The organism is Thiohalorhabdus sp., assembly GCF_036628635.1.
Taxonomy (GTDB): Bacteria; Pseudomonadota; Gammaproteobacteria; order Thiohalorhabdales; family Thiohalorhabdaceae; genus Thiohalorhabdus.
In genome coordinates, this window is record NZ_JAZKRM010000019.1 from 1 (window position 1) to 23970 (window position 23970).

The following is a 23970-nucleotide window of genomic DNA, read 5'->3' on the forward strand; positions in this document are numbered from 1 at the left end:
CAGTTGGCAGTTGGCAGTTGGCAGTTGGCAGAAACAGGCTCGGCGACTTTCCAGCCGGCTTGCCATTCGCCGTGGGCCGTTACTGAACACTGAAAACTGTCGACTGAAAACTTTCTGTTCCTGTCGTCACGACTTCCGCCCCATGCGCGATTCCTCACCGTGCAGCAAGCGGGCGATGTTGCCCTGATGGCGGTAGATCAGCAGCGCCGCCAGGAACACGCCCAGGGCCAGCAGCGGCCGCTGTCCCGGATACCACAGCGCCGACCACAGCGGCAGGCTCACCGCGGCCACCAACGCCGCCGCCGAGGAGTAACGAGTAACACCGGCCACCACCAGCCAGGTGGCGATGAGCAGGCCGGCCACCGGAGGCGCCAGGGCCGCATAGACCCCCAGCCCGGTGGCAACCCCCTTGCCTCCGTGGCGGAAGCCCGAATAGAGCGGGAACAGATGGCCCAGAAAGGGCGCCGCCGCCACCACCGACAGTTGCCAGCCCTCGAGCCAGAGCAAGGCCCCCGCAGCCGGCAGGGTCCCCTTGAGGATGTCGGTGGCCAGGGTCAGCCCTGCCGATAGCTTGCCACCCAGGCGCAGAATGTTGGTGGCCCCTGGATTGCCCGAGCCGTGATAGCGGGGGTCGGGCAGTCCCATGGCCCTGGCCACCGCCACCGCCGAGGTAAGCGACCCGATGGCGTAGGCGGCGACAAAGGCGGCTGCGGTGATCAGCCACCAGGCCAGCTCGGAGCTCACAGACGCATCCCCCGCAGGCGCAGGGCATTGGAGACCACCGAAACCGAAGAAAGCCCCATAGCCGCCGCCGCCAGGATGGGCGACAGCGTCCACCCGGTGAATGGATACAGCACCCCGGCGGCCAGCGGGATGAGCGTGACATTGTAGGCAAAGGCCCAGAACAGATTCTGCTTGATGTTGCGCAGGGTCAGCCGGGAAAGCCGGACGGCCCGGCGTACGTGGCGCGGATCATCGCGCAGCAGGGCGATATCGGCCGCCTCGATGGCGACGTCGGTGCCCTGGCCCATGGCGATGCCGATATCGGCCCTCGCCAGGGCCGGCGCGTCATTGATGCCGTCACCCACCATGGCCACACGGGCCCCGGCGTCGCGCAAGCGCTGGATCTCGTCCGCCTTGCGCTCGGGAAGGGCTCCGGCCAGAACCTGACCGACGCCCACCTGGCGGGCCACCGCATTGGCGGTACGCGGATTGTCACCGGTGAGCAGAACCACGCGTACACCGCTGTCCTGCAGCTCGCGCACGGCTTCGGCCGCCTCGGCTCGCGGGGGATCGGCGACGGCCACCAGCCCGGCCAGCTCTCCGTTAACCGCCACCCACAGCACCGTTCGGCCGTTCTCCTCCAGGTTCTGGGCCCGCTCGCTTAAGGGAGCGGTAGCGGCGCCTTCGCCGCCGGCCAGCGAAGCGTTGCCGACGATCACGCAAGCCCCATCCACCTTCCCGCGCACACCCTGTCCGGGCTGGGCCTCGAAATCCTCGGCAGCGGGAACCTCGTAACCCTGCTCGCGGGCGTAGGCCACCACGGCATCGGCCAAGACGTGCTCGCTACCCGCCTCTAGCGCCGCTACCAACGGCAACCATTCGGACTCGGCACGATCCCCGGAAGCGACCACCTCGGTGACCCGCGGTCGCCCCTGGGTCAGGGTCCCGGTCTTGTCAAACACCACGGTGTCGATCTTGTGGGCGCTCTCCAGGGCCTCGGCGCTGCGGATGAGGATGCCGCGGGCGGCGCCCAAGCCGATACCGACCATGACCGAGGTGGGCGTGGCCAAGCCCAGGGCGCAGGGGCAGGCGATGATGAGAACCGCGATGGCATTGAGGACCGCGAACGTGAGCGCCGGCTCGGGGCCGAAGACCCACCACACACCAAACGTAACCCCAGCCGCCGCCATTACGGCGGGGACGAACACCGCCGCCACCTGATCGGCAAGCCGGGCCACCGGGGGCTGCTGGGCCTGAGCCTGGCGGACCTGCTCGACAATGCGGGCCAGCACCGTTTGGCTCCCGATCTTGTCGGCGCGGAAACGGAAGGTTCCGTGCTGATTCATGGTGCCACCCACCACCTCATCGCCGGCGGTCTTCTCCACCGGCAGAGACTCGCCCGTGACCATGGACTCGTCGAGGCTGGACCGGCCTTCGATGACGGTGCCGTCCACCGGGACCTGCTCGCCGGGCCGGACCACCAGCTGGTCGCCCTCCACCACCTCGTCCACTGGCAGGTCGTGGACCTTACCGTCCCGAAGCACCCGCGCCCGGCGGGGGGCCAGCCGCATGAGGCGCTTGATGGCCTCGGAGGTGCGCCCCTTGGCCCGGCCCTCCAACCAGCGCCCGAGCAGAAGGATGACGATTATGGCCCCGGCGGTATCAAAGTAGACCGCCGCATCCCGTCCCGCCGCCCGGAAGAAGTCGGGCCACACCATGGCCGCCAAGGAGTAGGCAAAGGCGGCGGTGGTGCCCACCGCCACCAGAGTGTTCATATCGGTGGCACCGTGACGGCCCACCCGCCAGGCGCCAGCGTAGAAGGGAGCGGCCACGTAGGCCTGCAAGGGCAAAGCGAACAGCAACTGCAGACCGTGGTTGACCCCCGAGGGAAGCCCCGCCAGGGCGCTCAGACCCAGATGGGACCAGTTGGCCAGGATTAGGATGGGCACCAGCAGCCCGGCACCGATCAGGAAGCGGCCCTTGAGGCGGCCCAAGCGCTGGGTGCGCTCGGCCTCTTCGCGCTCCAGGACCGCCTCGTCGTCCCCGGCCGGCTTGATCAGCTCAAAGCCGGTGGCCTTGACGGCTTGCTGGAAATCGGCGAAGCCCGCCCGGCCCGGGACGTAGGTGACCGTGGCCTCCTCCAGGGCCAGATTGACGCTCACCTCCACCACCCCCGGCAGGTCGAGTAGGGCGCCCTGCACTTTGCTGACACAGGAGGCGCACTGCATACCGCGCACGGGGTAGCGGGCGGTCGCCACCGGCACCTCGTAGCCCGCCTCCTGGACGGCTGCGACGAGATCGCCGGCATCGACCCTTTCGGGGTCATACCGAACGTTGGCCTGTTCCGCCGCCACGTCGACCTCGGCGGCGGCCACGCCCTTCAGGCCCAGGAGGACCTCCCGCACGCGGGCAACGCAGGCGGCACAGCTCATGCCGGAAACCGGCAAAATGGCGTTGGTGGTGGCCGCGGGCAGAACCGGCAACGGCTCCTCGCCGGCCTCGTCCCCGGATCCGGCAGGAACGACTTCCTGGGTCACCAGGGAATAACCGGCTTCGGCCACGGCCGTGGCCATGGCGGTCTCGTCCACCCGCTGGGGCTCCCAAGTCACGGTAACGCTGTCATCGCCGGCGTCGGCGCTTGCGGCCAGGACCCCATCGAGGCCGTTCAGGGCATGCGCTACGGCGGCCTCGCAGTGGCCGCAGGTCATGCCCGTGACGGTAAAGGTCTCGGTACGCACATCGACCTGGTAACCGGCTTCGGCAACGGCCTCGGCGACCGCCGCTACCACCTCGCCGGGATCACCGTCCAAGGTCAAGGCCAGCCGGTCGTTGTGGGCGTCGGCCTCGGCACCGGCGACACCGTCAATGCCGGTAACGGCCTGCTCCACCGAGGCCTCGCAGTGGCCACAGGTCATCCCCGTCACGGGTAATCGCACGGTTTTGCCAGCTTCCTGAAGGGTATCCATTCTTTTGCATCCTGCCGCCTTGGTCAGCGGCGCTTAGTGAAAGCCGCAGGCTAATCGATTTCCAGATCGAAGCGTAGGGGACCCTCGGCGTCCCCGTTCAGTCGGTTAAGCAGCTCGCCGTCAGTGAGGCTCAGCTGCTTCGCCGGAATTCCCAGGCTCCGGGCCAGAGCCCGCCGCAGGTAGCTGCGCTCATCGGCTATGCGATTGTAGACGTCGGGGTGCAGGACCCCGCGGCCCTGCCCCATCTCCAGGGGCTGGTAGCGCACCCGCACCGGGAGGGCCTCGGGCAGCCGAACCCTCACCGGCTGATCGGGCCGGGCCTGGCGCCGGCGCTGGATCCGGCGGCGGTCGGCCTGCGCGAGCAGGCGTCGCTGCAGGTGCTCGGCCAGCGCTCGGGCATCCTCATTGGCCAAACGGATGCAGCCATGGCTCGCCGGCTGACCCAGGCGGCCACGGCGCTCGGTTCCGTGCAGGTAGATGGCCCCCGTAAGGGGCAGCTTGACCGCACCCATGGGGTTGTCGGGGCCAGGAGGGACCGGCTCGGCCCTTCCGGCCGAAACCGAGGGCGGCGGCATCCAGTTGGGCTGCCAGATCAGGCGTTCTACCCGCCAACGGCCGACAGGCGTGGGATGCTCGGGGGCTCCGATGGTTACCGGCCGCTCCATCACCAGCTCGTCACCATCGAACAGGCGCAAACTATAGGCGGGCAGATTGATGGTCACGCGCAGCCCATCGGCTTGGTTCGGAGGGGAAACGCCAATCAGCAAGAAAGCCAGAATTGCCCAGCCATACTTGAGCGGGGTGCCTTCGCCGGGGCTGGGCTCCGGGGCGTTGCGCCTGCACACGGCGGCTCCATTGTGGTAGGGATAGGTGGACATTTCGGCGATTACGATCGCAGCGTTGGCAATCGTTACCGAACCGGCCAAGGGCACGAGACCATGGACCTAAAACCGTTTCTAAAATTCATGGTGGACAAAACGGGCTCCGATCTCTACCTGAGCACCGGCACGCCGCCGTCCATGAAGGTGGACGGCAAGCTTGCCCGAATCGGCAAGCAAAGCGTGACGCCCGAGGACACCGAGGCCATTGCCGAAGCCATTCTCAATGACTCCCAGAAGGCCCAGTTCGAGCAGGAGATGGAGCTCAACCTGGCCCTTTCCTACTCCGGTCTGGGCCGGTTCCGCGTCAACATCTTCCGCCAGCGGGGCACGGTGGGCCTGGTCATCCGGCGCATCTACGACCAGATGCCCTCTTTCCAGGAGCTCAATCTGCCGTCCCAGGTGAGCGACATCATTGAGACCCAGCGCGGCATGGTCCTGGTTGTGGGCGCTACGGGCTCGGGTAAATCCACCACCTTGGCGGCCATGATTGACCACCGCAACCGGGCTCACGCCGAGCATATCATCACCGTCGAGGACCCCATCGAGTACGTCCATCAGCACCACAAATCCGTGGTCAATCAGCGCGAGATCGGCATGGACACCCGCAGCTGGGAGTCCGCGCTGGAGAACACGCTGCGCCAAGCCCCGGACGTCATCCTGGTGGGCGAGATCCGCAACGCCGAGGTCATGGACCACGTTATTGCCTTTGCGGACACCGGCCACCTGGCCATCTCCACCCTGCACAGTAACAACGCCAACCAAGCCCTGGAGCGTATCGTCAACTTCTTCAGCGAGGACCGTTACAACCAAACCCTCATGGATTTGTCCTTGAATCTACAGGCGATCGTCTCCCAGCGCCTAGTGCCGCGCGCCGATGGCCAGGGGCAGGTGGCCGCGGTGGAGGTCCTTCTCAACACACCGACGCTCGCGGACGCCATCGCTCAGGGGCAATTCGGCCAGGTCAAGGAGATCATGGAGAGCTCTCGCGATGAGGGCATGCAGACCTTCGACCAGGCCCTGATTGACCTCTACCACGCGGGTCTTATCACCGGTGATGAGGCCCAAAGCCACGCCGATTCGGTCAACGACGTGCGCTTGGCCATCAAAATGGCCAAGATCGAGCAGGGGGAAGCCCAGCCCGAAAAGGAGGCCGACTACCAGATCGATGAGGGTCCCGAGGCCCCCTATAGCCGGGGCCCCGGAGGCTCACAACGCCTGTAACCGACCTGAACGTCCCCATGTGGGGGCGGCGACGGCAATCAATAAGGAGATGATCATGGCGCAGGAGATCCAATGGCAGGACGGGAACAGCCTGGATCTGCTATCCGAAGCCCTGCATAACGGCAACGAGGTGGTGGTCTGGTTCGAGGGCGAGCCCGCCCAGGACTTGATTGCCATGGCCCAGCATCTGGATCCGCTCAACGAAAAGCCGGATCTCAAGCGACCCGGCTTGTACCCGGCTCAGGCGCTGCTAGGGGCTAACCGGCACGAGCACATCCAACCCTTGTCCCGGCTTCACGAAACCGCCGACAATAACGGCTATCTGGTGGACTTGGACCCAGACGCCGGCAGCATGCGCTTCTACAAGGGGGTGTGAGCGGATGGGCGGCGCACTGGACCAAGCCCAAGGTCTGAGCCTTGGAAGGGCCCTTTTGCCGTCAGAACAGCGCTTCATCCCCGCTGGCTAGCTTAACCCCACAGGCATCCTCCACCCGCGCGAAATAGTAGAGCAGATCCAAGGGCGGCGAGACGCCATCCACCCAGCGCAGAAAGCCCCATTCGCTGACGATGTAGAGATCGGCCACCGACAGCCGGCCACTGAAGAAACGGCCCTTGGCAAGGACGTTGGCGAAGCGCTTGAGCCCGGCCCGGGCCTCGAAGTCCAGGTAATCGGCGTAGCGGGCGTTCACCAGCTCCTCGAGCTGGGCGCCGGTGCGAGTCTCCACCTGGCGGCGGAAATACTCGGCGGCATCGGGGTCGTCACCGAGTCCGGCATAACCTAGCTGAGTGGGACCCCGCAGGCGGTCCACAAGCGGGTCGAACTCGGCCATCCAGCCCTTCAGGGCCTGGTAATCGGCCGGCTCGATGGCGCCATCGAACAGGGGTGGCTCGGGGGCCTCCACCTCGATGCGGCGCAGAATGGCTTCCGATTCCAGGAGGGCTTCGCCGTCGTCGGTAACGTAGATGGGAACCTGCTTGCGGCCAGCGAGCTCGACAGGGGTTTCAACATCGGTATAGGGAAGGACGGTCTCCGCCGCCTCCCGCCCCTTGGCTCCCAGGGCAAGCCGCACCCGCTGGGCGGGCGGACAAAAGGGGTAATGATAGAGGGTGGCCATGGCTTCGCCGTTACTCGTCGGGTGTGTTAAGGGACTGTACGGCGCCCACCGTAAGCATCAGCACCCCGGCAGGGACCAGAACATAGATGGCCGACTGGAATTCGGTTAGGAACCCGCCAACACCGCCAGTGAGGACCGAGACCATGCCCCCGGCGAGAATGATCTTACCCAGCATGGGTGCTCCTTGGTTCTCTCTCGGTTACCAGGCAACGTAGTAGTAGCCTTCCTGGTGCTGCAGCTCGACCATGTCCACCACACCGCTATCGACGTAAATGGCCTCGTCGATCAAGGCCTCCTGGTCCAGCCCTAGGGCCTTCAGGGTCTCGCCGCAAGCGTGGAACTTGACACCATAGGCCGACAGGCTTGTCACCCGCTCACGGATCGCCGGATCCACCGGGCGCCCCGGTTCCTGGAGCAGGATGTGGATCCCCGGTCCAAAGACCTCTATCACGATGCCCACCCGGTTGTCGTAGTGCTGCAGTACGACCGAGGCGCTGTGGACGATGTGGCCCTGGTACTCGGGATCGCCCTTGTTAAGCTGATACAAAACTTTGACCTCGGGCTCATCGCCCGGCATGGCCAGGGGATCTTGGGCTTGCGCCGTACGGGCGCCGCCAAGGGCAAGGGCGCCTCCGCCCATGGTACCGATTAGGCCGCGCAGCAAACCGCGGCGGGACTCATCGGCTTCAGAGTTGGCGTGTGAACGCCGCCAAGCCGGCCAGAAACGCTCCATGGCATCCTCCGGAATCGCCGCACCCCGAAAGCCAACCGGTAGGGGGTGACCCTCGGGCTTGCTAGAATTGGACCCTAAATCTTACCAAACCATCCCCTACCGCTCAGCAAAAGGAACACATCCTCATGGATCGGCGCCAAACGCGAATCCACATCGGCACCCGCGGATGGCACTACCCTCACGACGTCAGCGGCTTTTTTCCCGAGGACCTGCCCCCGGACTGGCGGCTGGAGCTCTATACCACGCAGTTCCATGCCCTAGAGCTGCCGCCGCAGTGGGCGCTCCCCGATTCCGAGGATGTCGCCCAATGGGAAGCCGAAACCCTGGAAGACGCAGCCCTGGCCCTGCCCTTGGTGGGGGATTGGGGACAACACCTTGCCGCCGGCGGGGATCTGCGGCCCCTCGCCAAGGCCCTGGCCCCGTTGGAGGACAAGCTGGCGGTGGTGCTATGGCCCCAAACCCCCTCCACACAAGCGGAAGACTTCTGGCCCGGGGTCTACCATGTGGATAGCGCCACTGGACCGTTGACCGAGCTGCCCATCGGGACTCCAGAGCCCCAGGGCGGGTTCCTTTACTGGCGCTTGGAAGGCCCTGGGCGCTACCACCCGGAAACCCTTGAGACCTTCGCCTCGCACCTATTGCAGCGGGCGGCAAAGGGATGCGAAAGCTTTGTCTTTTTTGGCGAACCGAGCTACGCCCTGCTTGACGCGGGCATCCTTCAGGAAGCGGTGGATCGGCACCTGGCGGCCTCCTAAAAAGCGCACCAATGGGTTGACCGTCGCCAACCGTCCCCTTAAATTGACCACGCCACTGTCGCTCGCCTTCACGGATCGGAGGTGAAGGCGGGAGCGCCAAGGGCCGCCGGTTTCGCGACCCGGCGGAGTTGACTGGCGGCGCGCAGTCACTGACGCGGCTCAGGAAAGCCGGGTTTCCCAATGCGGATACCCACACCGCGATCGAGCCCCTCCTTGCCACCAATTGGGGCCGATCCTCGCAGGAGGAAGGGATGAGTTCGACTGTAGATGTCACCGACAGCACCTTTGAAGATGAGGTGCTGAATGCCGACAAGCCTGTCCTCGTGGATTACTGGGCCGAGTGGTGCGGGCCCTGCAAGATGACGGCTCCGATCCTGGACGAGATATCGGACGAGTACGCCGATAAGCTCCAGGTGGCCAAGCTCAACATCGACGAGAACCCCAATACGCCGCCCAAATACGGGGTGCGCGGTATTCCGACCCTGATGCTGTTCAAAAACGGCAACGTCGAGGCAACCAAAGTGGGCGCCCTATCCAAGGCCCAGCTCCAGGCCTTCATCGAAGAGAACCTTTAAGGGTTGATGGAGCGGGGCATTGCCCGCCCCGCTCGCAACCCGGGGGTCAGCGGTGAAGCGCTGGACGACCCCAGAGTCGGATGCTAAGGTTTTTTCGACCTCGTCAGCGGCAAAGCCCCATCGCCGCGAGGTCGCTTGCATCCCCGAAACCTCCGTGACCAGCAAAAACCGATCCCACGGCCGCCGCGCTTGCCGTGATCACCCATACCCATAGCGGTGCCCGCAGCCGCCGCTTTATCCAGCCGTCCCGCGGCGGCCTTGCCCAAACCGGTCGCATTATCCCAGCACCCGACCCGAAATCCCGCTCTGGATTCGCTTACGCCAACCGCAGCAGGACCTATCTGGACCCATGAACCTGAATGATCTCAAGGCGAAGACCGCCCAACAACTCAATGAAGTCGCCCAGGAAATGGGCATCGAGGGCGTCGGCCGCCTGCGCAAGCCGGAACTGGTCTTCAATGTCCTAAAGGCCCACGCCAAGCAGGGCGAGAGCATCTACGGCGAAGGCGTGCTGGAGATCCTCTCCGACGGCTTCGGGTTCTTGCGGGCAGCTGATGCTTCTTACCAGGCCGGGCCCGACGACATCTACGTCTCGCCCAGCCAAATCCGCCGGTTCAACCTACGGGTGGGCGACACGGTCGCCGGTCAGATCCGGCCCCCCAAAGACAGTGAGCGCTATTTCGCCCTGCTCAAGGTTGAGGAGATCAACTTCGAGGCGCCCGAGAGCACCAAGAACAAGGTGCTGCTCGACAATCTGACGCCGTTGTTCCCCGAACAGCGGCTGCGCATGGAGATGGAGAACGGTGATCCCAAGGAGCTAACCGGCCGGATCATCGATCTAGTGGCGCCGGTGGGCAAGGGTCAGCGGGGACTGCTGGTATCGCCGCCCAAGGCCGGCAAGACTTTGATGCTGCAGTCCATCGCCCATTCCATCGCCGCCAACAATCCCGAGTGCTACCTCATTGTGCTGCTCATCGACGAGCGGCCGGAGGAGGTCACCGAGATGCAGCGCTCGGTGAACGGCGAGGTGATCTCTTCAACCTTCGACGAGCCGGCCCAGCGCCATACCCAGGTGGCCGAGATCGTCATCGAGAAGGCCAAGCGGCTGGCCGAGGCCAAGCACGACGTGGTCATCCTGCTCGATTCCATAACCCGGCTGGCGCGCGCCTACAACACCACCGTGCCTTCATCGGGCAAGGTCCTAACCGGCGGCGTCGACGCCAACGCCCTGCACAAGCCCAAGCGCTTCTTCGGCGCCGCCCGCAATATCGAGGAGGGCGGCAGCTTAACCATCATGGCCACTGCCCTGGTGGATACCGGCTCGCGCATGGACGAGGTGATCTTCGAGGAGTTCAAGGGCACGGGCAACCTCGAGATCCACATGGACCGCAAGATGGCCGAGAAGCGCGTGTACCCGGCCATCAATATCAACAAGTCCGGAACCCGGCGGGAGGAGCTCCTGTTAAACCAGGAGGAGCTTCAGAAGACCCAGATCCTACGCAAGCTGCTGCATCCCATGGATCCCATCGAGGCCATGGAATTCCTGCAGGAGAAGCTCAAGGCGACCAAGGACAACGAGGACTTCTTCGCCAGCATGAACCGCTGACTTGCCAGCGGGCTCCGGAATCGTTAGCATTCCGTCCCTTTGCCAACGGCCACCCAGCGCGTCGAGGACCCTGTAATGAAGGAAGGGATCCATCCCGAATACGTAGAAGCCACCGTGACGTGCGCTTGCGGCAGCAGCTTCCAGACCCGCTCCATCAAGGAGCACATCCATGTCGACGTGTGCTCGGCCTGCCATCCCTTCTTCACCGGGAAGCAGCGCATCGTAGACACCGCCGGCCAGGTCGAGAAGTTCCGCCGCAAGTATGGCCAGAGCCAGGCCGATAACAGCTAGGGCCACGCTCGGCACGGCGGTGCGTAAACGAGCGAGGGCGCCAATTGGCGCCCTCTTTTTGCTAGCAGCCCTGCCATCAGTAGCAGCGGACGGCATCTTCCGCTGGACCGACGAGGACGGCCAAGCGCACTTTGGCGACCGCCCACCGCCGGACGCCGAGCGCCTGGACGACGGCGGGAACGAGGACGACGGCACCCGTTATCGGGGCGTCGAGCGCATTCCCGACGGCGATACCATCCACTTGGCGGACGGCACTGAGGTCCGAGTGATCGGCATCAACGCCCCCGAGGTGGCCCATCGCGACGATCCGGCAGAAGCGGGCGGCCCGCAGGCCCGGCGCTTCCTGCAGGCTTTGGTGGCGGGTAAACGGGTGCGGCTAACCCTCGGCGCCGAGGCCACCGACAAGTACGACCGCACCCTGGCCCACGTCTTCCTGGAAGACGGCACCAATGTGGCCAAACGGCTGCTCGCCGCCGGCCACGCCTTCGTCACCCCCCGTCCGCCCAATACGGCGAAGGCCCGCGCCTATTCCAAAGTGGAGCGCCAGGCCCGGGAGGCCAACCGCGGGCTGTGGGACCGGCCTCATTACGCGGTCAGGCCGGCGGCACAGTCCCGGGATCTGCGCAACACCTTCCGCCGTCTCCGGGGCCGGGTGGCCACGGTGACGCCCAAGCGCAAGTATGTGTATCTGGGCTTCGCCTCGGGCCTTCAAGCCTTGTTGCCAAAAGACCGCACCGAGGCATTCAACCAGGCGGGCAAAGGCCCGGAAGCCCTTCTCGGGCGCACCATCGTGGTACGGGGCTGGGTTCGCATGCGCAACGGGAGCCCACGCATGCGGCTATTCCACTCGCTGCAGGTCGAAACGGTGCCATGACCGGCGATACCGGCTTAAGTCACCGAGTCGTCGCCTCGGCTACCAACCTGGACCAGGCCGGCTGGGCAGCCCGTGCCCTGACCGATTCCGGCATTGCCCCCAGCCAAGTGCATATCTTCCACCAGCAGCTCCCCAGCGGGGTCACCGCCGAGGAAGCCCCCCAGCACTTTCCCCGGGTAACTTCGCCCTGGCGCTGGGCACGCAGAGCCGGCGCCTATGCCGTGCCCATCGGCATCGCCCTCTGGGCCGCTGGCTTCCACTGGCTGTGGCTTCCGGGCGTGGTCGCCATCGGCTTTGTCTGGGGCTGGTTCGCCCGCTTTTATCTTGACCTGTTCCGGGGCGATCAAACCGGCACCCTGGTGGCGTACGGGGTCCCCAAAGAGGAGGCCCCCTTCTGGCAGACCCGTATCACCGACGGCGGCGTAGTCCTGGTCGCCACTCTTCACGCTCCCGAAGTCCCGGCGGCGGTGGATGCCCTGGACCAGGCCGACTTCGACGACCGCCGCATCTACATGCCGTAACCGCTGAGGAAGCCACCCCATGTCGAGCCAGGATTCCTTTCGAGCCGACGCCTTGCGCTACCACAGCCACCCCCGCCCGGGGAAGGTATCGGTGGAGTCCACCAAGCCCTGCTCTACCCAGCGCGACCTCTCGCTGGCCTACACCCCCGGCGTGGCCGAGCCAGTGCGCGCCATCCACGCCGACCCGGCCACTGCCTACGACTACACCAACCGCGCCAACCTGGTAGGGGTGATCAGCAACGGCACTTCAGTGCTCGGGCTGGGGGATGTCGGGCCGCTGGCCGCCAAGCCGGTCATGGAGGGCAAGGCTGTGCTATTCAAGCGCTTCGCCCACATCGACGTCTTCGACCTGGAGCTCGATGTCAACGACCCCGACGCCTTCATCGAGACAGTGGCCCGGCTGGAGCCCACCTTCGGCGGCATCAATCTGGAGGATATTGGCGCGCCTCATTGCTTCCGGATCGAGGAAACGCTCAAAGCGCGCATGGCCATTCCGGTGTTCCACGACGATCAGCACGGCACCGCCATCATTACGGCGGCCGGGCTGATCAATGCCTTGGATCTGCAGGCCAAACGCATCGCCGACGCCCGAATCACCTGCCTGGGCGCCGGCTCCGCCGGCATTGCCACGCTGCGCCTGCTCCGTGCCATGGGGGCCGACCCGGCCAACATCCGCCTAGTGGACCGCAAGGGCATCATCCACGCCGGCCGCGCCGAGGAGGTGGACGAATACAAGGCCGAGTTCGCCGTGGCCACCGAGGAGCGGACCATGGACGATGCCGTGGCCGGCGCCGACGTGGTCATCGGGGTGTCCGTGGGCGGCATGTTGGAGCCCCGTCACGTGGCTGCAATGGCCGAGCGCCCCGTGGTATTCGCCCTGGCCAACCCCGATCCCGAGATCCTGCCCGAGGACGCCCACGCGGTTCGGGATGACCTAATCATGGCTACTGGACGCTCCGACTACCCCAACCAGGTGAACAACGTCCTGGGCTTTCCCTTCATCTTCCGCGGCGCCCTCGACGTGCGCGCCAGCGGCATCAACACCGAAATGCAGCTGGCCGCCGCCCGGGCCCTGGCGGTATTGGCCCGAGAGCCGGTGCCCGACGAGGTGGCCCAAGCCTATGAGGTCGACCGGCTCACTTTCGGCCCCGACTATTTCATCCCCAAGCCGCTGGATCCGCGCCTGATCCAGTGGGTACCGCCGGCGGTGGCCCACGCCGCTGAGGAGACCGGAACGGCCACAGTGGCGCCACCCCCGGCCGCCGAATACGCCGCCCAGCTGGAAGGCATGCAGGACCGATCCATGCTCTGGATGCGCAAGGTCATGCACCGGGCCCATCGGGATCCGCGCCAGGTGGTTTATCCCGAGGGCGAGAACCGCACCGTCCTGCGGGCCGTGGACGCCGTGCTGGACGAGGGCATCGCCCGGCCCGTTCTCATCGGGCGCGAGCAGGTGATCCGCGAGCGCATGGCCGAGGAGGGCATAGCCGGCGAGGCGGTGGCAATCGTCGACCCCGCCCATTTCGCAGCCGACGAGGATTATGTCGCTGAATTGCATGCCTTACGCGGGCGTAAGGGCATGAGCCTGGGGGACGCGCAGCGGGCAGTGCGCACCGATCCCTTCCGCTTGGCAGCCATGATGGTCCGTCGGGGCGACGCCGGCGCCATGGTGGGTGGGGTGGAAAACCATTATACTACTCTACTGCGACCAGCCCTGCAGATCATCCCTCACCGGCACGCCTTCGGCATGCACATGCTGTTCATCGGCGAGCGGCTGTATCTGCTGGGAGACACCACCGTGACCATCGACCCCTCCGCCGAGGAATTGGCCGCCATGGCAGTGGAGGCCGATCGCCTGGCGCGCGAATTCGGGATGGCACCCCATATGGCGCTGCTGTCCTTCTCCAACTTCGGCGCCGCCCGCAGCGACCGCGCCGAAAAGGTGCGGCAAGCAGTGGCACTGCTCCACGCCGAACACCCGGAGCTGGAAGTGGAGGGGGAGATGCAGGCCGATGTGGCGGTAGAGCCCGACAGGCTGGCCGCCCTGCTGCCCGCCGCCCGCCTCAGCCGTGCCGCCAATGTGCTGCTGTTCCCGGATTTGGACGCCGGTAACGCCACCTACAAGCTTTTGGTACACATGGGCCAGGCCCAGGCGGTGGGGCCCATCCTGGTGGGCATGGACAAACCGGTTCAGATCGTTGAATGGGGCGCCCCGGTCACCGATGTGGTGCACATGACGGCCATCGCCGTGCAGGGGGCGCAGCAGGCGGAGGGCGGTTAGGCCGAGTGGGTCGTTCGGCGTCCGGGCGGGCTCGGGCAGTGTTCAGTGTTCAGTGTTCAGTGTTCAGTGTTCAGTGTTCAGTGTTCAGTGTTCAGGAATTAGACGGTAGGATCGGCAAGGTTCCCGAGCCATGGTGGTAAGAAGCCCGGAGACCGCCAGAGAGTGGGTAGCTCACTGAATACGGCAAGCTGAACACTGAACACCCTGTTTTATAGCTCGATCTCCGCCACCACCGGCGCATGGTCGGAGGGGCGCTCCCAGCGGCGGGGCTCGATGAGAATGTCGCAGCTGGTACAGGCCCCGGCGGCGGCCGGGGTGGTCCAGATATGGTCGATGCGTAGGCCGTTGCCCCGCCGGAATTGGTTCATGCGGTAATCCCACCAGGAGAAGTGGCCGGCACCCTCGTGGAAGCGGCGGAAGCAGTCGGTGAAACCCCAGTCGCGGATACGCTCCAGGGTCTGCTTCTCGGGCTCGGAGAACAGGATCCGGTCGCGCAGGGCCGCGGGATCGTAGACATCACGGTCTTCGGGCGCGACGTTGAAATCACCCACCAGCACCACCGGATCCGCCGGGTCGAAGGCGGCGTCCAGCCACCCGCGTAGCCGCTCCATCCAGTCCAGCTTGTAATTGTACTTGTCCGAGCCCACCTCCGAGCCGTTGGGCAAATAGACATTGATCAGGCGCAGGTCCCCGAAACGAGCGCTGAGCAGCCGGGCCGGGGCGTCGTCGCCATCATCGGGAAAGCCACGCTGAACCTCGGCCGGCTCGGAGATGTCCTCCCGGCTAAGGAAGGCGACGCCATTGTAGGCCTTCTGGCCAAAAATCGTGGCCTGGTAACCGGCTTCGGCGAAGGCCGCCAACGGGACCTGATCGGCCACTGCCTTGAGCTCCTGCAGGGCGAGGACATCCGGGGCCTGCTCCTTCAGGAAGGTGCGGATGTGGTCGGCGCGGCTGCGCACGGAATTGACGTTCCAGGTAGCGATCTTCACGGCTCGCCTCCGGCGGGGTGGCATGGTAGGGGCGATTGTAGCCGGCCGGGGGCGGGCTTGCCGACCCGGCGCCGGGCTAGCTTGCAGCCCGGTTTGCCCCTACACTGGGAGCCCATCCTGGCGTTTTCCCGGCCTTTCACAAGTAGAAAAGCCCATGAAGCTCGACCTAATCAGTTTCCCCATCTGCCCCTTCGTCCAGCGCTCGGTGATCACCTTGCTGGAAAAGGGCGCGGCCTACGAGGTCACCTACATCGATCTGGCCAACAAGCCCGAGTGGTTCTTAGCCCTCAGCCCCCTGGGCAAGGTGCCCGTGCTGCGGGTGGACGACGAGCACGTGATCTTCGAATCAGCGGTGATCAACGAATTTGTCAACGAGGTCACTCCCGGCGATTTCCATCCCCAAGACCCCGTGGCCAAGGCCCACGACCGGGCCTGGATCGCCTTCGCCGAGACCCTGCTGTTCGACCAGTACCGACTGATGATGGCCGAGGACGCCAACACCTTCGAGGCGGCCTGGCACGACACGGAGCCCCGCCTAGCTCGCGTCGACGCCGCCGTGGCCGGACCCCTGTGGCGCGGGGAGGCGTTCAGCCTGGTGGATGCGGCGGTGGCTCCCCTCCTCCAGCGCTACGAGGTCGTGGACCGCATTACCGCTCTACCGGACTACGCCGACTTCACCAACCTCCGGGGCTGGTGGACGGCCCTCAGGGAGCGGCCGGCCGTGGCCGGCTCGGTGCCGAACGATTTCGAGGATCAGGTGCACAACTACTTCCGGGAGAAGGACAGCCATTTCGGCCGCCAGTGCTGATTCCGGGGCCACGCCCGAGGCATTCGCGCCTGCCGCTCTCCTGAACCGCCTGGCACGCTCTTTCGTCCTGAGCCTGCGTTTCCTGCCGGCGAGGCTTCGGGAGCATTTCGCGCGCGCTTACCTGTTGGCGCGCGCGGGGGATACCGTGGCCGACACCGAGGCGGTGGACCCTGCGGCCCGGGAGCGCATGCTGGCCCAACTGGAGGCCGCCGCCAGGCGCCTTGCCCGCGGCGAGCCCATCGCTTTGGAGGCGGCCCCGCTGGGCTCCGGCGGCCTTGTCGAGGAGCGCACCCTCCTGGCGCAGCTCCCTATGGTGGCAGGGTGGGTGAACGAGCTGGAGGTGCCGGCCCGCAAGCGCGCCGGGGAGGTTTGCACCATCCTGTTTGCGGCCATGCGCCGCGACCTTGCCCGCTTCGGAATCAATAGCGACCGCGTGGTGGCGCTGCCCGATCCCTCGTCCCTGGACACCTATCTCTACGGCAATGCCGGCTGCGTGGGGGGCTACTGGGCCCAGGAGCTGGCCACCACCTCCCATCGCTTTACCGGGCTTGACGTGCAAAGCCTCGAGCAGTCCGGGGTCTACCTGGGCAAGGCCTTGCAGCGAGTCAATGTCCTACGCGACCTGGCCAAGGACCTGCGCCGGGGACGCTGCTACCTGCCCGCCAACGAGCTGGCAGACCACGGCCTGGACCCTCGCGATCTGTACTTCCCGGACGCCATGAAGCGGCTCAAGCCTCTGCTGGGGGGCCACCTCGAGGCCGCCCAAGCCGATCTGGAGAAAGGGCTGGAGTTTTTCCACCATCTGCCCTACCACTGGATCCGCCAGCGGGCGGCCGCCGGCCTTCCGGCCGTTCTCGCACGACGGACCCTGGACCGGTTGGCGGCCGAGCCCCACCGGATCCTCGACGCCCATGACACCATCAAGGTGCCGCGCCCGGAGGTGAAACGGCTGATCGCGCGGTTCCTGCTGCTGCCACCCACCGATCGTGGGCTGGAACGCCTGGTGATGGGCCGGCGTGGGGCTCCGCGCTAATCCTCTTCCAGCTGACGGGCCACCTGGGGATCGCCGTACACTGACAGCCAGTTGAGGATGTCCCGGCGCCGAACCGTGCCTTGGTATTGGCCATCCCCAGCCACCGGCAGCTGGTCCACCCCGCTGCGGGTGAGCGTGGTCAAGGCCTTGAAGGCGTCATCGTCGGGGGAAACCGTCACCAGCTCGTTGGCCGGGACCATGATTTCCCTAACCGGGCTTTCGCCCCATACGGCACGGTCAACGGCGCGCACGTCGGTCAGGGTCACCAGGCCCACCAACCGCTTGCCTTCCACAACCGGAAAGGCGCGCTGCCCCCCCGGCCCCAGATACGCCTCGCCAAGCTCATTGAGGGTCAGCCGCGGCGACACGGTTACCAGATCGGAGCGCATCAGACCACGGACGGAGACACCGCGCAGGGCTTGCCCCACCAGCATCTGCTGATAGCTGGAAAGGGCCGCGCTGTTCAGGAACCAACCGATGAGAACCAGCCACAGGCCGTTCACGGGGCCGCGGCCGAACAATGGCACCTGGGCTCCCAGGACCATGGCCACTCCGGTGGCGATAAGCAGCCAGGCAAAGGCCTGGCCGCCCCGGGACGCCCAGCGTGTGGCACGCCGCCGGTTGCCCGATGCCCCCCACATCACGGCCCGCAGCACCCGACCGCCGTCGAGGGGGAAGCCGGGCACCAGGTTGAACAGCCCCAGCACAATGTTGATGGGCCCCAGCCACATGAGCAGGGTAGCCAGCGGCGACAACCGCTCCAGGCTCTCCCGCGGCTGACCTGGGTCAAAGGTCTCCGGTCCCATAACCAGGTTGCCCAGAGTGATGAAGATCACTCCCAGCACCAGGCTCGCCGCCGGCCCGGCTAGGGCCATCCACAGCTCATCCCGCCAGTGGGCCGGCTCGTTCTCCATCTGCGCCAGGCCGCCGAAAATGAACAATGTGATTCGGGGCACACGGATGTCGTGGAGGCGGCCCACCAGGGCGTGGCACAACTCGTGGGTCAGCACCGAGGCGAAGAACAGAACCGCCGCCACCAGGGCTGTGCCCCACACCGTGACCGCCGACCATTGGGGGTGCAGGGCGGGGACAGTGCCGGCGCCCAGACTGACCACGATGAGCAAGAAGATGATCAGCAGGCTCCAGTCCAGGTGGATATCGATGCCAAACACGCGGCCGAGCCGGATGCCTTGACCCATGGTGCGCTCCGTTGGGGCGGGCCGCTAAAGTTCCCCGCGCTGGGCAAATGAGGCCACCGCGCCGTCGCCGATGACGAAATGGTCCAAGAGCCGCACCTCCATCAGCTCCAGGGCACTGCGCAGGCGTTGGGTGAGGTCGGCGTCCGCGGCGGAGGGCTCGGCCACCCCCGAGGGGTGATTGTGGGCGATGATGACCGCCGCGGCATTGTGGTGAAGGGCGCGCCGGACCAGCTCGCGGGCGTGCACCTCCGAGCCGTCGATGGTGCCGGTGAACAGCTCCTCGAAGGCCAAAACCCGGTGCCGCGTGTCCAAGAACAAGGCGGCGAACACCTCGCGCTCGCGGTCCCGCAGACGGGCGGTGAGGTAATCCCGGGCAGCGGAGGCCGATTCGATGGCCTCCTCGCGATGCAGGCTCTCGGCCAAAAAACGCCGGGTCATCTCCGTCACCGCCTGCAGCTGGAGGTATTTGGCGCTACCCAGCCCGGGCCCGGCGCAGAAGGCCTCCCGATCCGCCGCAAGCAGGGTCCGCAGGCCGCCAAAGCGCTCCAGGAGCTCAGCCGCCAGGTCCACCGCCGAGCGCCCGGGGACCCCTGTGCGCAGAAAGATGGCAAGGAGCTCGGCGTCGGTCAGGGCCTCCGGGCCACGGTCCGCGAGCTTCTCCCGCGGGCGCTCGGTGGCCGGCCAGTCAGTAATGGCCATGCCCTCCCCCTTTTGCTTGGTGGCACTGCGACCAGCCTAGCACAGGCCGCGGCGGAAACGACCGGAAGGGCCCTCGGCCCCTACCAGGGCCCGAGCCTGTCTGTGGACGAACGCCGCCTTAAAAGATGTCTATTTTTTGCCACAACTCTACCCAGGGAAGATGCCTTCAGGGCCGAATTCCCCGCTGAAGAATAGATATCGCCGGTCGAGCTGGCACTCACCGAATCGGACATTCAATCGGCGATGGCCTCGGTTCCGGCCTATATCGATATTACCTCCGCAGATTTCCGCGCGCTCTATCGCCTCGCCTTTGAGCACGCCCTGAAACGCCTCAGCCAGGCCCTTCAAAGCCGCGACCTGCTGAAACCCGAGGTGGTCACGGTGGGTCTCCACACCCCCCTCCCCGAGGTGGCGGACCTCATGATGCGGCACCGCATCTCCGGGCTGGTGGTTTTGGACGACGCCAACCGCGCGGTTGGCATCATTTCCGAGCACGATTTCGCCACCCACGCCCGTGAGGAAGATGGACGTACGGTCATCGAGATTTGACCAGCCAACGGGCAGGAGGATCATAGGAAGGGCCAATCAGGCTATGCCCATGTCGCTGCTGAATCGTGGCGCGGGAGGTGGCAACGCTGGAGGAAGACACGCGGCTGGCCCATATTGCTGCCCGTTTCAGGCGATTGCAGGTCAAGCGCCTGCCTGACACCGACAGGTAGCACCGGCTAAAGGGCATGGTTCCCCTTGGGATCTGGTGCCATCGGTCCTGGCCGCCCTCGACAGCTCCGATCCCAACTGAAGGGCCAGCGCGTGCCGACCAGGCGGAGGACGCGGAAGGGGACCGGGGAATTTGCCCCGGAGCACGGACTCGATCCCCCTACCGCTACTTTCCTCCCTGCCAAACGCTTTCGGCGGGGGATCCCGGTGACGCTCTATGTGTGCCATTGGTGCATTCCAGTTGCACCTTTAATTGCGTCGGGGCAACCTGCTTACGGGTTTTGATCCGGTAAGTTTTGCCTGTTCCTACCGATACCGAGCTCTCCTGAGACGAAACCAAGCACCATGCAAGGCATTTTGCGCGGGGAGGGTCGCACTTTCCGGCGGTTGCTCATCTACTTCCTGAAGATGCGCGGAACCACCCAAGGTCCCCCGGCCGCACCGTCATCCGAGATCGCCTGGTCGTGGCTGGGAGCTTTCCTGGGCATGGGCGCCCTTGGCCTAGTGCACCAGGACTTGGTCTCGCATACCGATCTGATGATGCTCATGGGGTCCTTCGGAGCATCAGCCTTGCTGGTGTTCGGTGCCATTCGCAGCCCGTTGGCCCAGCCCCGAAACCTGGTCGGCGGCCACGTGCTGTCAGCCCTGGTGGGCGTTGCCTGCTACCAGTGGCTGGGTGGCATTCCCGAAGTGGCCATCGCCACCGCTGTGGCCACGGCGATTGCGCTCATGCACGCCACCCGCACACTCCACCCCCCAGGAGGCGCCACCGCATTGATCGCCGTCATAGGGACCGAGCGGGTTCATGAACTAGGTTATCTGTTCGCACTGGTCCCCGCCGGAGCCGGGCCCCTGATTATGCTGGCGGTGGGCCTGGGGGTGAATAACCTTCCCCACAGCCGGCGCTATCCCCAATTCTGGTGGTAACCCGGCCAACCCGCCCACTTCCGACCGGACCCGCAAGCTGGCAGGATTAAGCAGCCGCCACCAGCCATCATGCCAGGGAGGGGAAAATGGAGCGGATCTGCGTATTCGCCGGCTCCGGTTCGGGCCACCGCGCAGCCTACGCCGAGGCCGCCACGGCCCTGGGCGATATGCTCGCCCGGCGCGGGCTGGGCGTTGTATTCGGCGGCGGCCATACCGGCCTCATGGGCTTTCTGGCGGATGCCGCCCTGCAAGCCGGCGGCGAGGTGATCGGAGTTATTCCCGAGGCCCTGCGCGACCGCGAGCTGGCCCACGAGGGCGTGACGCGGCTTGAGGTTGTGGATTCCATGCACACCCGCAAGGCCCTGATGAACGACTACGCCGACGCCTTCGTCGCCCTTCCGGGCGGGGTTGGCACCCTGGAGGAGCTGTTCGAGGTATTTACCTGGGCCCAGCTCGGCATCCACCACAAGCCCTGCGGCCTACTCAACACCGACGGCTACTACGATCCCCTGAATCGCTTTCTGGAAGATATGGTCGGCGCCGGCTTCCTGCGCCCTGACCAGCGCGCCCTGCTGGAAGTGGCCGAAGAGCCTGCGGCCCTTCTGGAGGCCCTGGCCGGCCCCCATCCCGGACCGACCGGCGGCCCCAGGCTGACCCCGGACGAGGCCTGATCCCGCCTAGCGGTTGAGCCAATGGCCCAGCAAGGCGATGGCGCCGAGCTTGTCCAGGGGCTCGTTGCCGTTGCCGCACTGCGGGTCCTGGACGCAGCTGGGGCAGCCGGCCTCGCAAGGGCAGACACGCAGGGCGTCTAGGGTAGCGATGAGCCAATCGCCGAGAATCTCGAACCCCCGCCGCGAGAAGCCGATACCGCCTTCGGGGCCGTCGTAGACGAAGATGGCCGGCCCGCCCAGGTCCGGATAAAACGGGTAGCTGATACCCCCAAGGTCCTGCTTGTCGCACAGGGCGAATAGCGGCAGAAGCTTGATCAGGGCGTGCTCGGCGGCGTGCAGGGATCCCGCCACGTCGAAGCCGCCATCGACCAGAACGCCCCGGGCCGCCTCGGTCACCGATAGCCACAGCCCCTCGCTGTCGAAGGTGGTGGCGGGCAGGTCCAAGTCCTCCTTGTCGAGGCGCTTGCCATCGGCGTTATTGCGCCGCTCGTAGCCGGTAACCCGAGTAGTGATGCGCAGGTCGCCGAAGCTGGCTGTCAGCCGCCGGCCCCGGCGCCGGTCCCGCTCGTCCCGGATGGCGGTTTGCTCATCGGACAGCGCCCGGGTGTGGTAGCTCACCCGCGCCGGCTCCGCGACCGCGCGGCGGGCCTCCAGGTCGAGGTGGCGGATGCGGTAGGTTCGACCCCGGTGCAGATAGATGGCGCCATCGTGGGCCTCGCGCATGGCGCGATCAAAGTCCGCCTCACCCAGGGGCCGATCGCGCTCGTCGACGATGCGCACTGTCGCCCCCATGCCCCGGATCCCCACGGAACGGGCGGGGCTGGGATGGTGCGGCACCCAGCCGCCGCTTTCGGGGCGCAGGACGCCGTCCTCCGCCAGCCGCCCCCGGGCCTCGATGTAACCTCCCTCGGGCCACACCGGCTCGTCATCGCCCAAGGCCACCTCCGCACCGGCGCAGGGCAGATGCTGCGCCAAAAGGCGGGTATTGGCCGGGTCGATGACCACCGCCTCGTGACTGGCGCCAAAAAAGGTCTCCGGGTGGCGCATGACGTACTGGTCCAGGGCATCCTCTTGGGCAATAAGGAGGATCACGGCGTCGCTGTCGCGGCGGCCCACCCGCCCGGCGCGCTGCCAGGTGCTCGCCACCGAGCCGGGATAGCCCACCAGCACGCAGGCGTCGAGCTCGCCGATGTCCACGCCCAGCTCCAGCGCCGAGGTGGACACTACCCCGTCCAGCTCACCGCTGAACAGCCGGGCCTCGATATCGCGCCGCTCCGCGGGCAGGAAGCCGGCCCGGTAGGGGCTTATGCGGTCCCATAGGGCCGGATCCCGTTCCCCCGCCCACTGAGAGACCAGCTCGGTAACCCGGCGCGAGGGGGTGAAGGCGATGGCCTTCAGGCCCGCCGACAGGCAGCGCCGGAAAAGGCGGGTCCCCGCTGTCGGGGGGCTGTCCTCCGGATTGACCAGAAAGAAGTGCTTGCCCCCGGCGGGCGCCCCGGAATCGGTGACCGCGGTGAAGGCCAATCCCGTCAGGTTTTCGGCCAGCTCCCGGGGATTGGCGATGGTGGCGGAGCAGGCGATGAACTGCGGCTCGGCGCCGTAATGGCGCGCCACCCGCCGCAGGCGGCGCAAAACCTGGGCGGCGTGGGAGCCGAACACGCCGCGGTAGGTGTGGATCTCGTCGATGACCACATAGCGCAGGTTGGCGAAGAATTCGGCCCAGCGGGGGTGGTGGGGCAGGATGCCCAGATGCAGCATGTCCGGATTGGTGAGCACCGCCGTGGGCGGCCGGTTCCGGATCTTGTCCCGGCGGTGGCCGGGGGTGTCGCCGTCGTAGACCTCCGCCCCCGCCAGCGGCCGGCGCTCGCGCGCCCGGGGCTCGGGGGCCAGCGCCAGGGCGTCGAGCAGGTCGTTGAGGCCATCCACCTGATCCCGCTCCAGGCCCTTGAGGGGGAAGATGTACAGGGCCCGCGCCCCGGGGTCAGTGAGGGCGGTCTCCACCACGGGCAGGTTGTAGATCAGGCTCTTGCCCGAGGCCGTGGGGGTCATGACCGCCACGTGCTCGCCGCGGCGCAGTGCCCCCACGGCCTCGGCCTGGTGGCTGTAGAACCGCTCCACCCCGCGGTCGGCGAGCACCTGGCGCAGACGGGCGTCCACCGCCAAGTCGGCGTATTCGCCGCCTTTGGGGGGAACATAGCGGTAGGCGGCCTGCTCACGCGCGAACGCCTCGTCGCGGCGCAGGTCACCGAGGAGGTCCTGAGTGGGGTGGGCGGTCACCGTCGCGGGCATGCCTCGTTCTCGATTCGTTTTCTTTCTTCAGGATGCCGCATCTCACCGCGCAAGGCCAGTGGTCCGAGGCTCTGGTAGGCTACGGCCCACCCTTTG

General features: G+C 66.3%; 24 protein-coding genes. 14 read left to right on the plus strand and 10 right to left on the minus strand.

Annotation, left to right across the window (positions count from 1 at the left end; all coding sequences use genetic code 11):
• Positions 1-126: 126 nt before the first annotated feature.
• The 3 genes from plsY to V5A19_RS07840 all read right to left on the minus strand — a co-directional run bounded on the left by plsY (position 127) and on the right by V5A19_RS07840 (position 4534).
• Entirely contained in the window at positions 127-744 is a 618-nt protein-coding gene (gene plsY / locus V5A19_RS07830) for a glycerol-3-phosphate 1-O-acyltransferase PlsY (RefSeq protein WP_332318601.1), read from the minus strand.
• Positions 741-3659 carry a heavy metal translocating P-type ATPase gene (locus V5A19_RS07835; protein WP_332318602.1) on the minus strand — a complete coding sequence of 973 codons (2919 nt, stop codon included), beginning with the start codon at positions 3657-3659 and terminating at the stop codon, positions 741-743. The genes plsY and V5A19_RS07835 overlap by 4 nt, the downstream gene beginning before the upstream one ends.
• An 80-nt stretch (positions 3660-3739) precedes the next feature.
• Complete coding sequence (locus V5A19_RS07840; RefSeq protein ID WP_332318603.1) at positions 3740-4534, minus strand: L,D-transpeptidase; 795 nt, start codon at positions 4532-4534, stop codon at positions 3740-3742.
• A gap of 93 nt (positions 4535-4627) precedes the next feature.
• Here V5A19_RS07840 and V5A19_RS07845 point away from each other — a divergent pair, with 93 nt between their 5' ends.
• Both V5A19_RS07845 and V5A19_RS07850 read left to right on the plus strand, forming a co-directional pair.
• A complete protein-coding gene (locus V5A19_RS07845) occupies positions 4628-5791 on the plus strand; it encodes a PilT/PilU family type 4a pilus ATPase (protein WP_332318604.1) in 1164 nt (387 codons plus the stop codon).
• Positions 5792-5846: 55 nt separating this feature from the next.
• Positions 5847-6167, plus strand: coding sequence for a hypothetical protein (locus tag V5A19_RS07850; RefSeq protein WP_332318605.1), 321 nt, complete (start codon positions 5847-5849; stop codon positions 6165-6167).
• 61 nt (positions 6168-6228) lie between these two features.
• Here V5A19_RS07850 and V5A19_RS07855 read toward each other — a convergent pair whose 3' ends face one another.
• Genes V5A19_RS07855 through V5A19_RS07865 form a run of 3 tightly spaced genes read right to left on the minus strand, consistent with a single transcriptional unit; the run spans position 6229 to position 7639 of the window.
• The gene (locus V5A19_RS07855) at positions 6229-6906 is read right to left on the minus strand and encodes a glutathione S-transferase N-terminal domain-containing protein (protein ID WP_332318606.1); all 678 of its coding nucleotides are present in this window, start codon (positions 6904-6906) and stop codon (positions 6229-6231) included.
• Between the two features lie 10 nt (positions 6907-6916).
• Positions 6917-7081: a hypothetical protein gene (locus V5A19_RS07860; protein WP_332318607.1), complete on the minus strand. Its 165-nt coding sequence runs from the start codon at positions 7079-7081 to the stop codon at positions 6917-6919.
• A gap of 24 nt (positions 7082-7105) precedes the next feature.
• Positions 7106-7639 carry a DsrE family protein gene (locus V5A19_RS07865; protein ID WP_332318608.1) on the minus strand — a complete coding sequence of 178 codons (534 nt, stop codon included), beginning with the start codon at positions 7637-7639 and terminating at the stop codon, positions 7106-7108.
• Positions 7640-7764: 125 nt separating this feature from the next.
• On the opposite strand from V5A19_RS07865, the gene V5A19_RS07870 reads away from it, so the two are divergent.
• From V5A19_RS07870 to V5A19_RS07900, 7 genes are all read left to right on the plus strand, one after another.
• Positions 7765-8394: a hypothetical protein gene (locus V5A19_RS07870; RefSeq protein WP_332318609.1), complete on the plus strand. Its 630-nt coding sequence runs from the start codon at positions 7765-7767 to the stop codon at positions 8392-8394.
• A 251-nt stretch (positions 8395-8645) separates the two neighbouring features.
• The gene (gene trxA / locus V5A19_RS07875; RefSeq protein ID WP_332318610.1) at positions 8646-8969 is read left to right on the plus strand and encodes a thioredoxin TrxA; all 324 of its coding nucleotides are present in this window, start codon (positions 8646-8648) and stop codon (positions 8967-8969) included.
• A gap of 349 nt (positions 8970-9318) precedes the next feature.
• Positions 9319-10575, plus strand: a complete 1257-nt coding sequence (gene rho / locus V5A19_RS07880) for a transcription termination factor Rho (protein ID WP_332318611.1) — start codon at positions 9319-9321, stop codon at positions 10573-10575.
• Between the two features lie 75 nt (positions 10576-10650).
• The gene (gene rpmE / locus V5A19_RS07885) at positions 10651-10866 is read left to right on the plus strand and encodes a 50S ribosomal protein L31 (RefSeq protein WP_332318612.1); all 216 of its coding nucleotides are present in this window, start codon (positions 10651-10653) and stop codon (positions 10864-10866) included.
• A gap of 58 nt (positions 10867-10924) precedes the next feature.
• Entirely contained in the window at positions 10925-11740 is an 816-nt protein-coding gene (locus tag V5A19_RS07890) for a thermonuclease family protein (protein WP_332318613.1), read from the plus strand.
• On the plus strand, positions 11737-12261 hold the full coding sequence (locus V5A19_RS07895) for a hypothetical protein (RefSeq protein ID WP_332318614.1): 525 nt from the start codon (positions 11737-11739) through the stop codon (positions 12259-12261). The genes V5A19_RS07890 and V5A19_RS07895 overlap by 4 nt, the downstream gene beginning before the upstream one ends.
• A 19-nt stretch (positions 12262-12280) precedes the next feature.
• The gene (locus tag V5A19_RS07900) at positions 12281-14542 is read left to right on the plus strand and encodes an NADP-dependent malic enzyme (RefSeq protein WP_332318615.1); all 2262 of its coding nucleotides are present in this window, start codon (positions 12281-12283) and stop codon (positions 14540-14542) included.
• Between the two features lie 209 nt (positions 14543-14751).
• On the opposite strand, the gene xth is transcribed toward V5A19_RS07900, so the two are convergent.
• Entirely contained in the window at positions 14752-15531 is a 780-nt protein-coding gene (xth, locus tag V5A19_RS07905; RefSeq protein WP_332318616.1) for an exodeoxyribonuclease III, read from the minus strand.
• Between the two features lie 154 nt (positions 15532-15685).
• Between xth and V5A19_RS07910 the strand changes: the two genes are divergently transcribed.
• Both V5A19_RS07910 and V5A19_RS07915 read left to right on the plus strand, forming a co-directional pair.
• Positions 15686-16339: a glutathione S-transferase family protein gene (locus tag V5A19_RS07910; protein ID WP_332318617.1), complete on the plus strand. Its 654-nt coding sequence runs from the start codon at positions 15686-15688 to the stop codon at positions 16337-16339.
• 49 nt (positions 16340-16388) lie between these two features.
• The gene (locus V5A19_RS07915) at positions 16389-17372 is read left to right on the plus strand and encodes a phytoene/squalene synthase family protein (RefSeq protein WP_332318670.1); all 984 of its coding nucleotides are present in this window, start codon (positions 16389-16391) and stop codon (positions 17370-17372) included.
• On the opposite strand, the gene V5A19_RS07920 is transcribed toward V5A19_RS07915, so the two are convergent.
• Positions 17369-18571 (minus strand): site-2 protease family protein, encoded by a 1203-nt coding sequence (locus tag V5A19_RS07920; RefSeq protein WP_332318618.1) that lies wholly within the window; start codon positions 18569-18571, stop codon positions 17369-17371. The two genes, V5A19_RS07915 and V5A19_RS07920, sit on opposite strands and share 4 nt — an antisense overlap.
• Positions 18572-18595: 24 nt before the next feature.
• Positions 18596-19270 carry a RadC family protein gene (gene radC / locus V5A19_RS07925; RefSeq protein ID WP_332318619.1) on the minus strand — a complete coding sequence of 225 codons (675 nt, stop codon included), beginning with the start codon at positions 19268-19270 and terminating at the stop codon, positions 18596-18598.
• Between the two features lie 243 nt (positions 19271-19513).
• Here radC and V5A19_RS07930 point away from each other — a divergent pair, with 243 nt between their 5' ends.
• The 3 genes from V5A19_RS07930 (at position 19514) to V5A19_RS07940 (ending at position 21585) form a co-directional block, all read left to right on the plus strand.
• Positions 19514-19819, plus strand: a complete 306-nt coding sequence (locus V5A19_RS07930; protein ID WP_332318620.1) for a CBS domain-containing protein — start codon at positions 19514-19516, stop codon at positions 19817-19819.
• 513 nt (positions 19820-20332) lie between these two features.
• Positions 20333-20914 (plus strand): HPP family protein, encoded by a 582-nt coding sequence (locus tag V5A19_RS07935; protein WP_332318621.1) that lies wholly within the window; start codon positions 20333-20335, stop codon positions 20912-20914.
• Positions 20915-21000: 86 nt separating this feature from the next.
• Positions 21001-21585, plus strand: a complete 585-nt coding sequence (locus tag V5A19_RS07940) for a TIGR00730 family Rossman fold protein (protein WP_332318622.1) — start codon at positions 21001-21003, stop codon at positions 21583-21585.
• A 6-nt stretch (positions 21586-21591) separates the two neighbouring features.
• Here the strand turns inward: V5A19_RS07940 and V5A19_RS07945 are convergent, their stop codons facing one another.
• The gene (locus V5A19_RS07945; RefSeq protein WP_332318623.1) at positions 21592-23874 is read right to left on the minus strand and encodes a DEAD/DEAH box helicase; all 2283 of its coding nucleotides are present in this window, start codon (positions 23872-23874) and stop codon (positions 21592-21594) included.
• Positions 23875-23970: the final 96 nt, after the last annotated feature.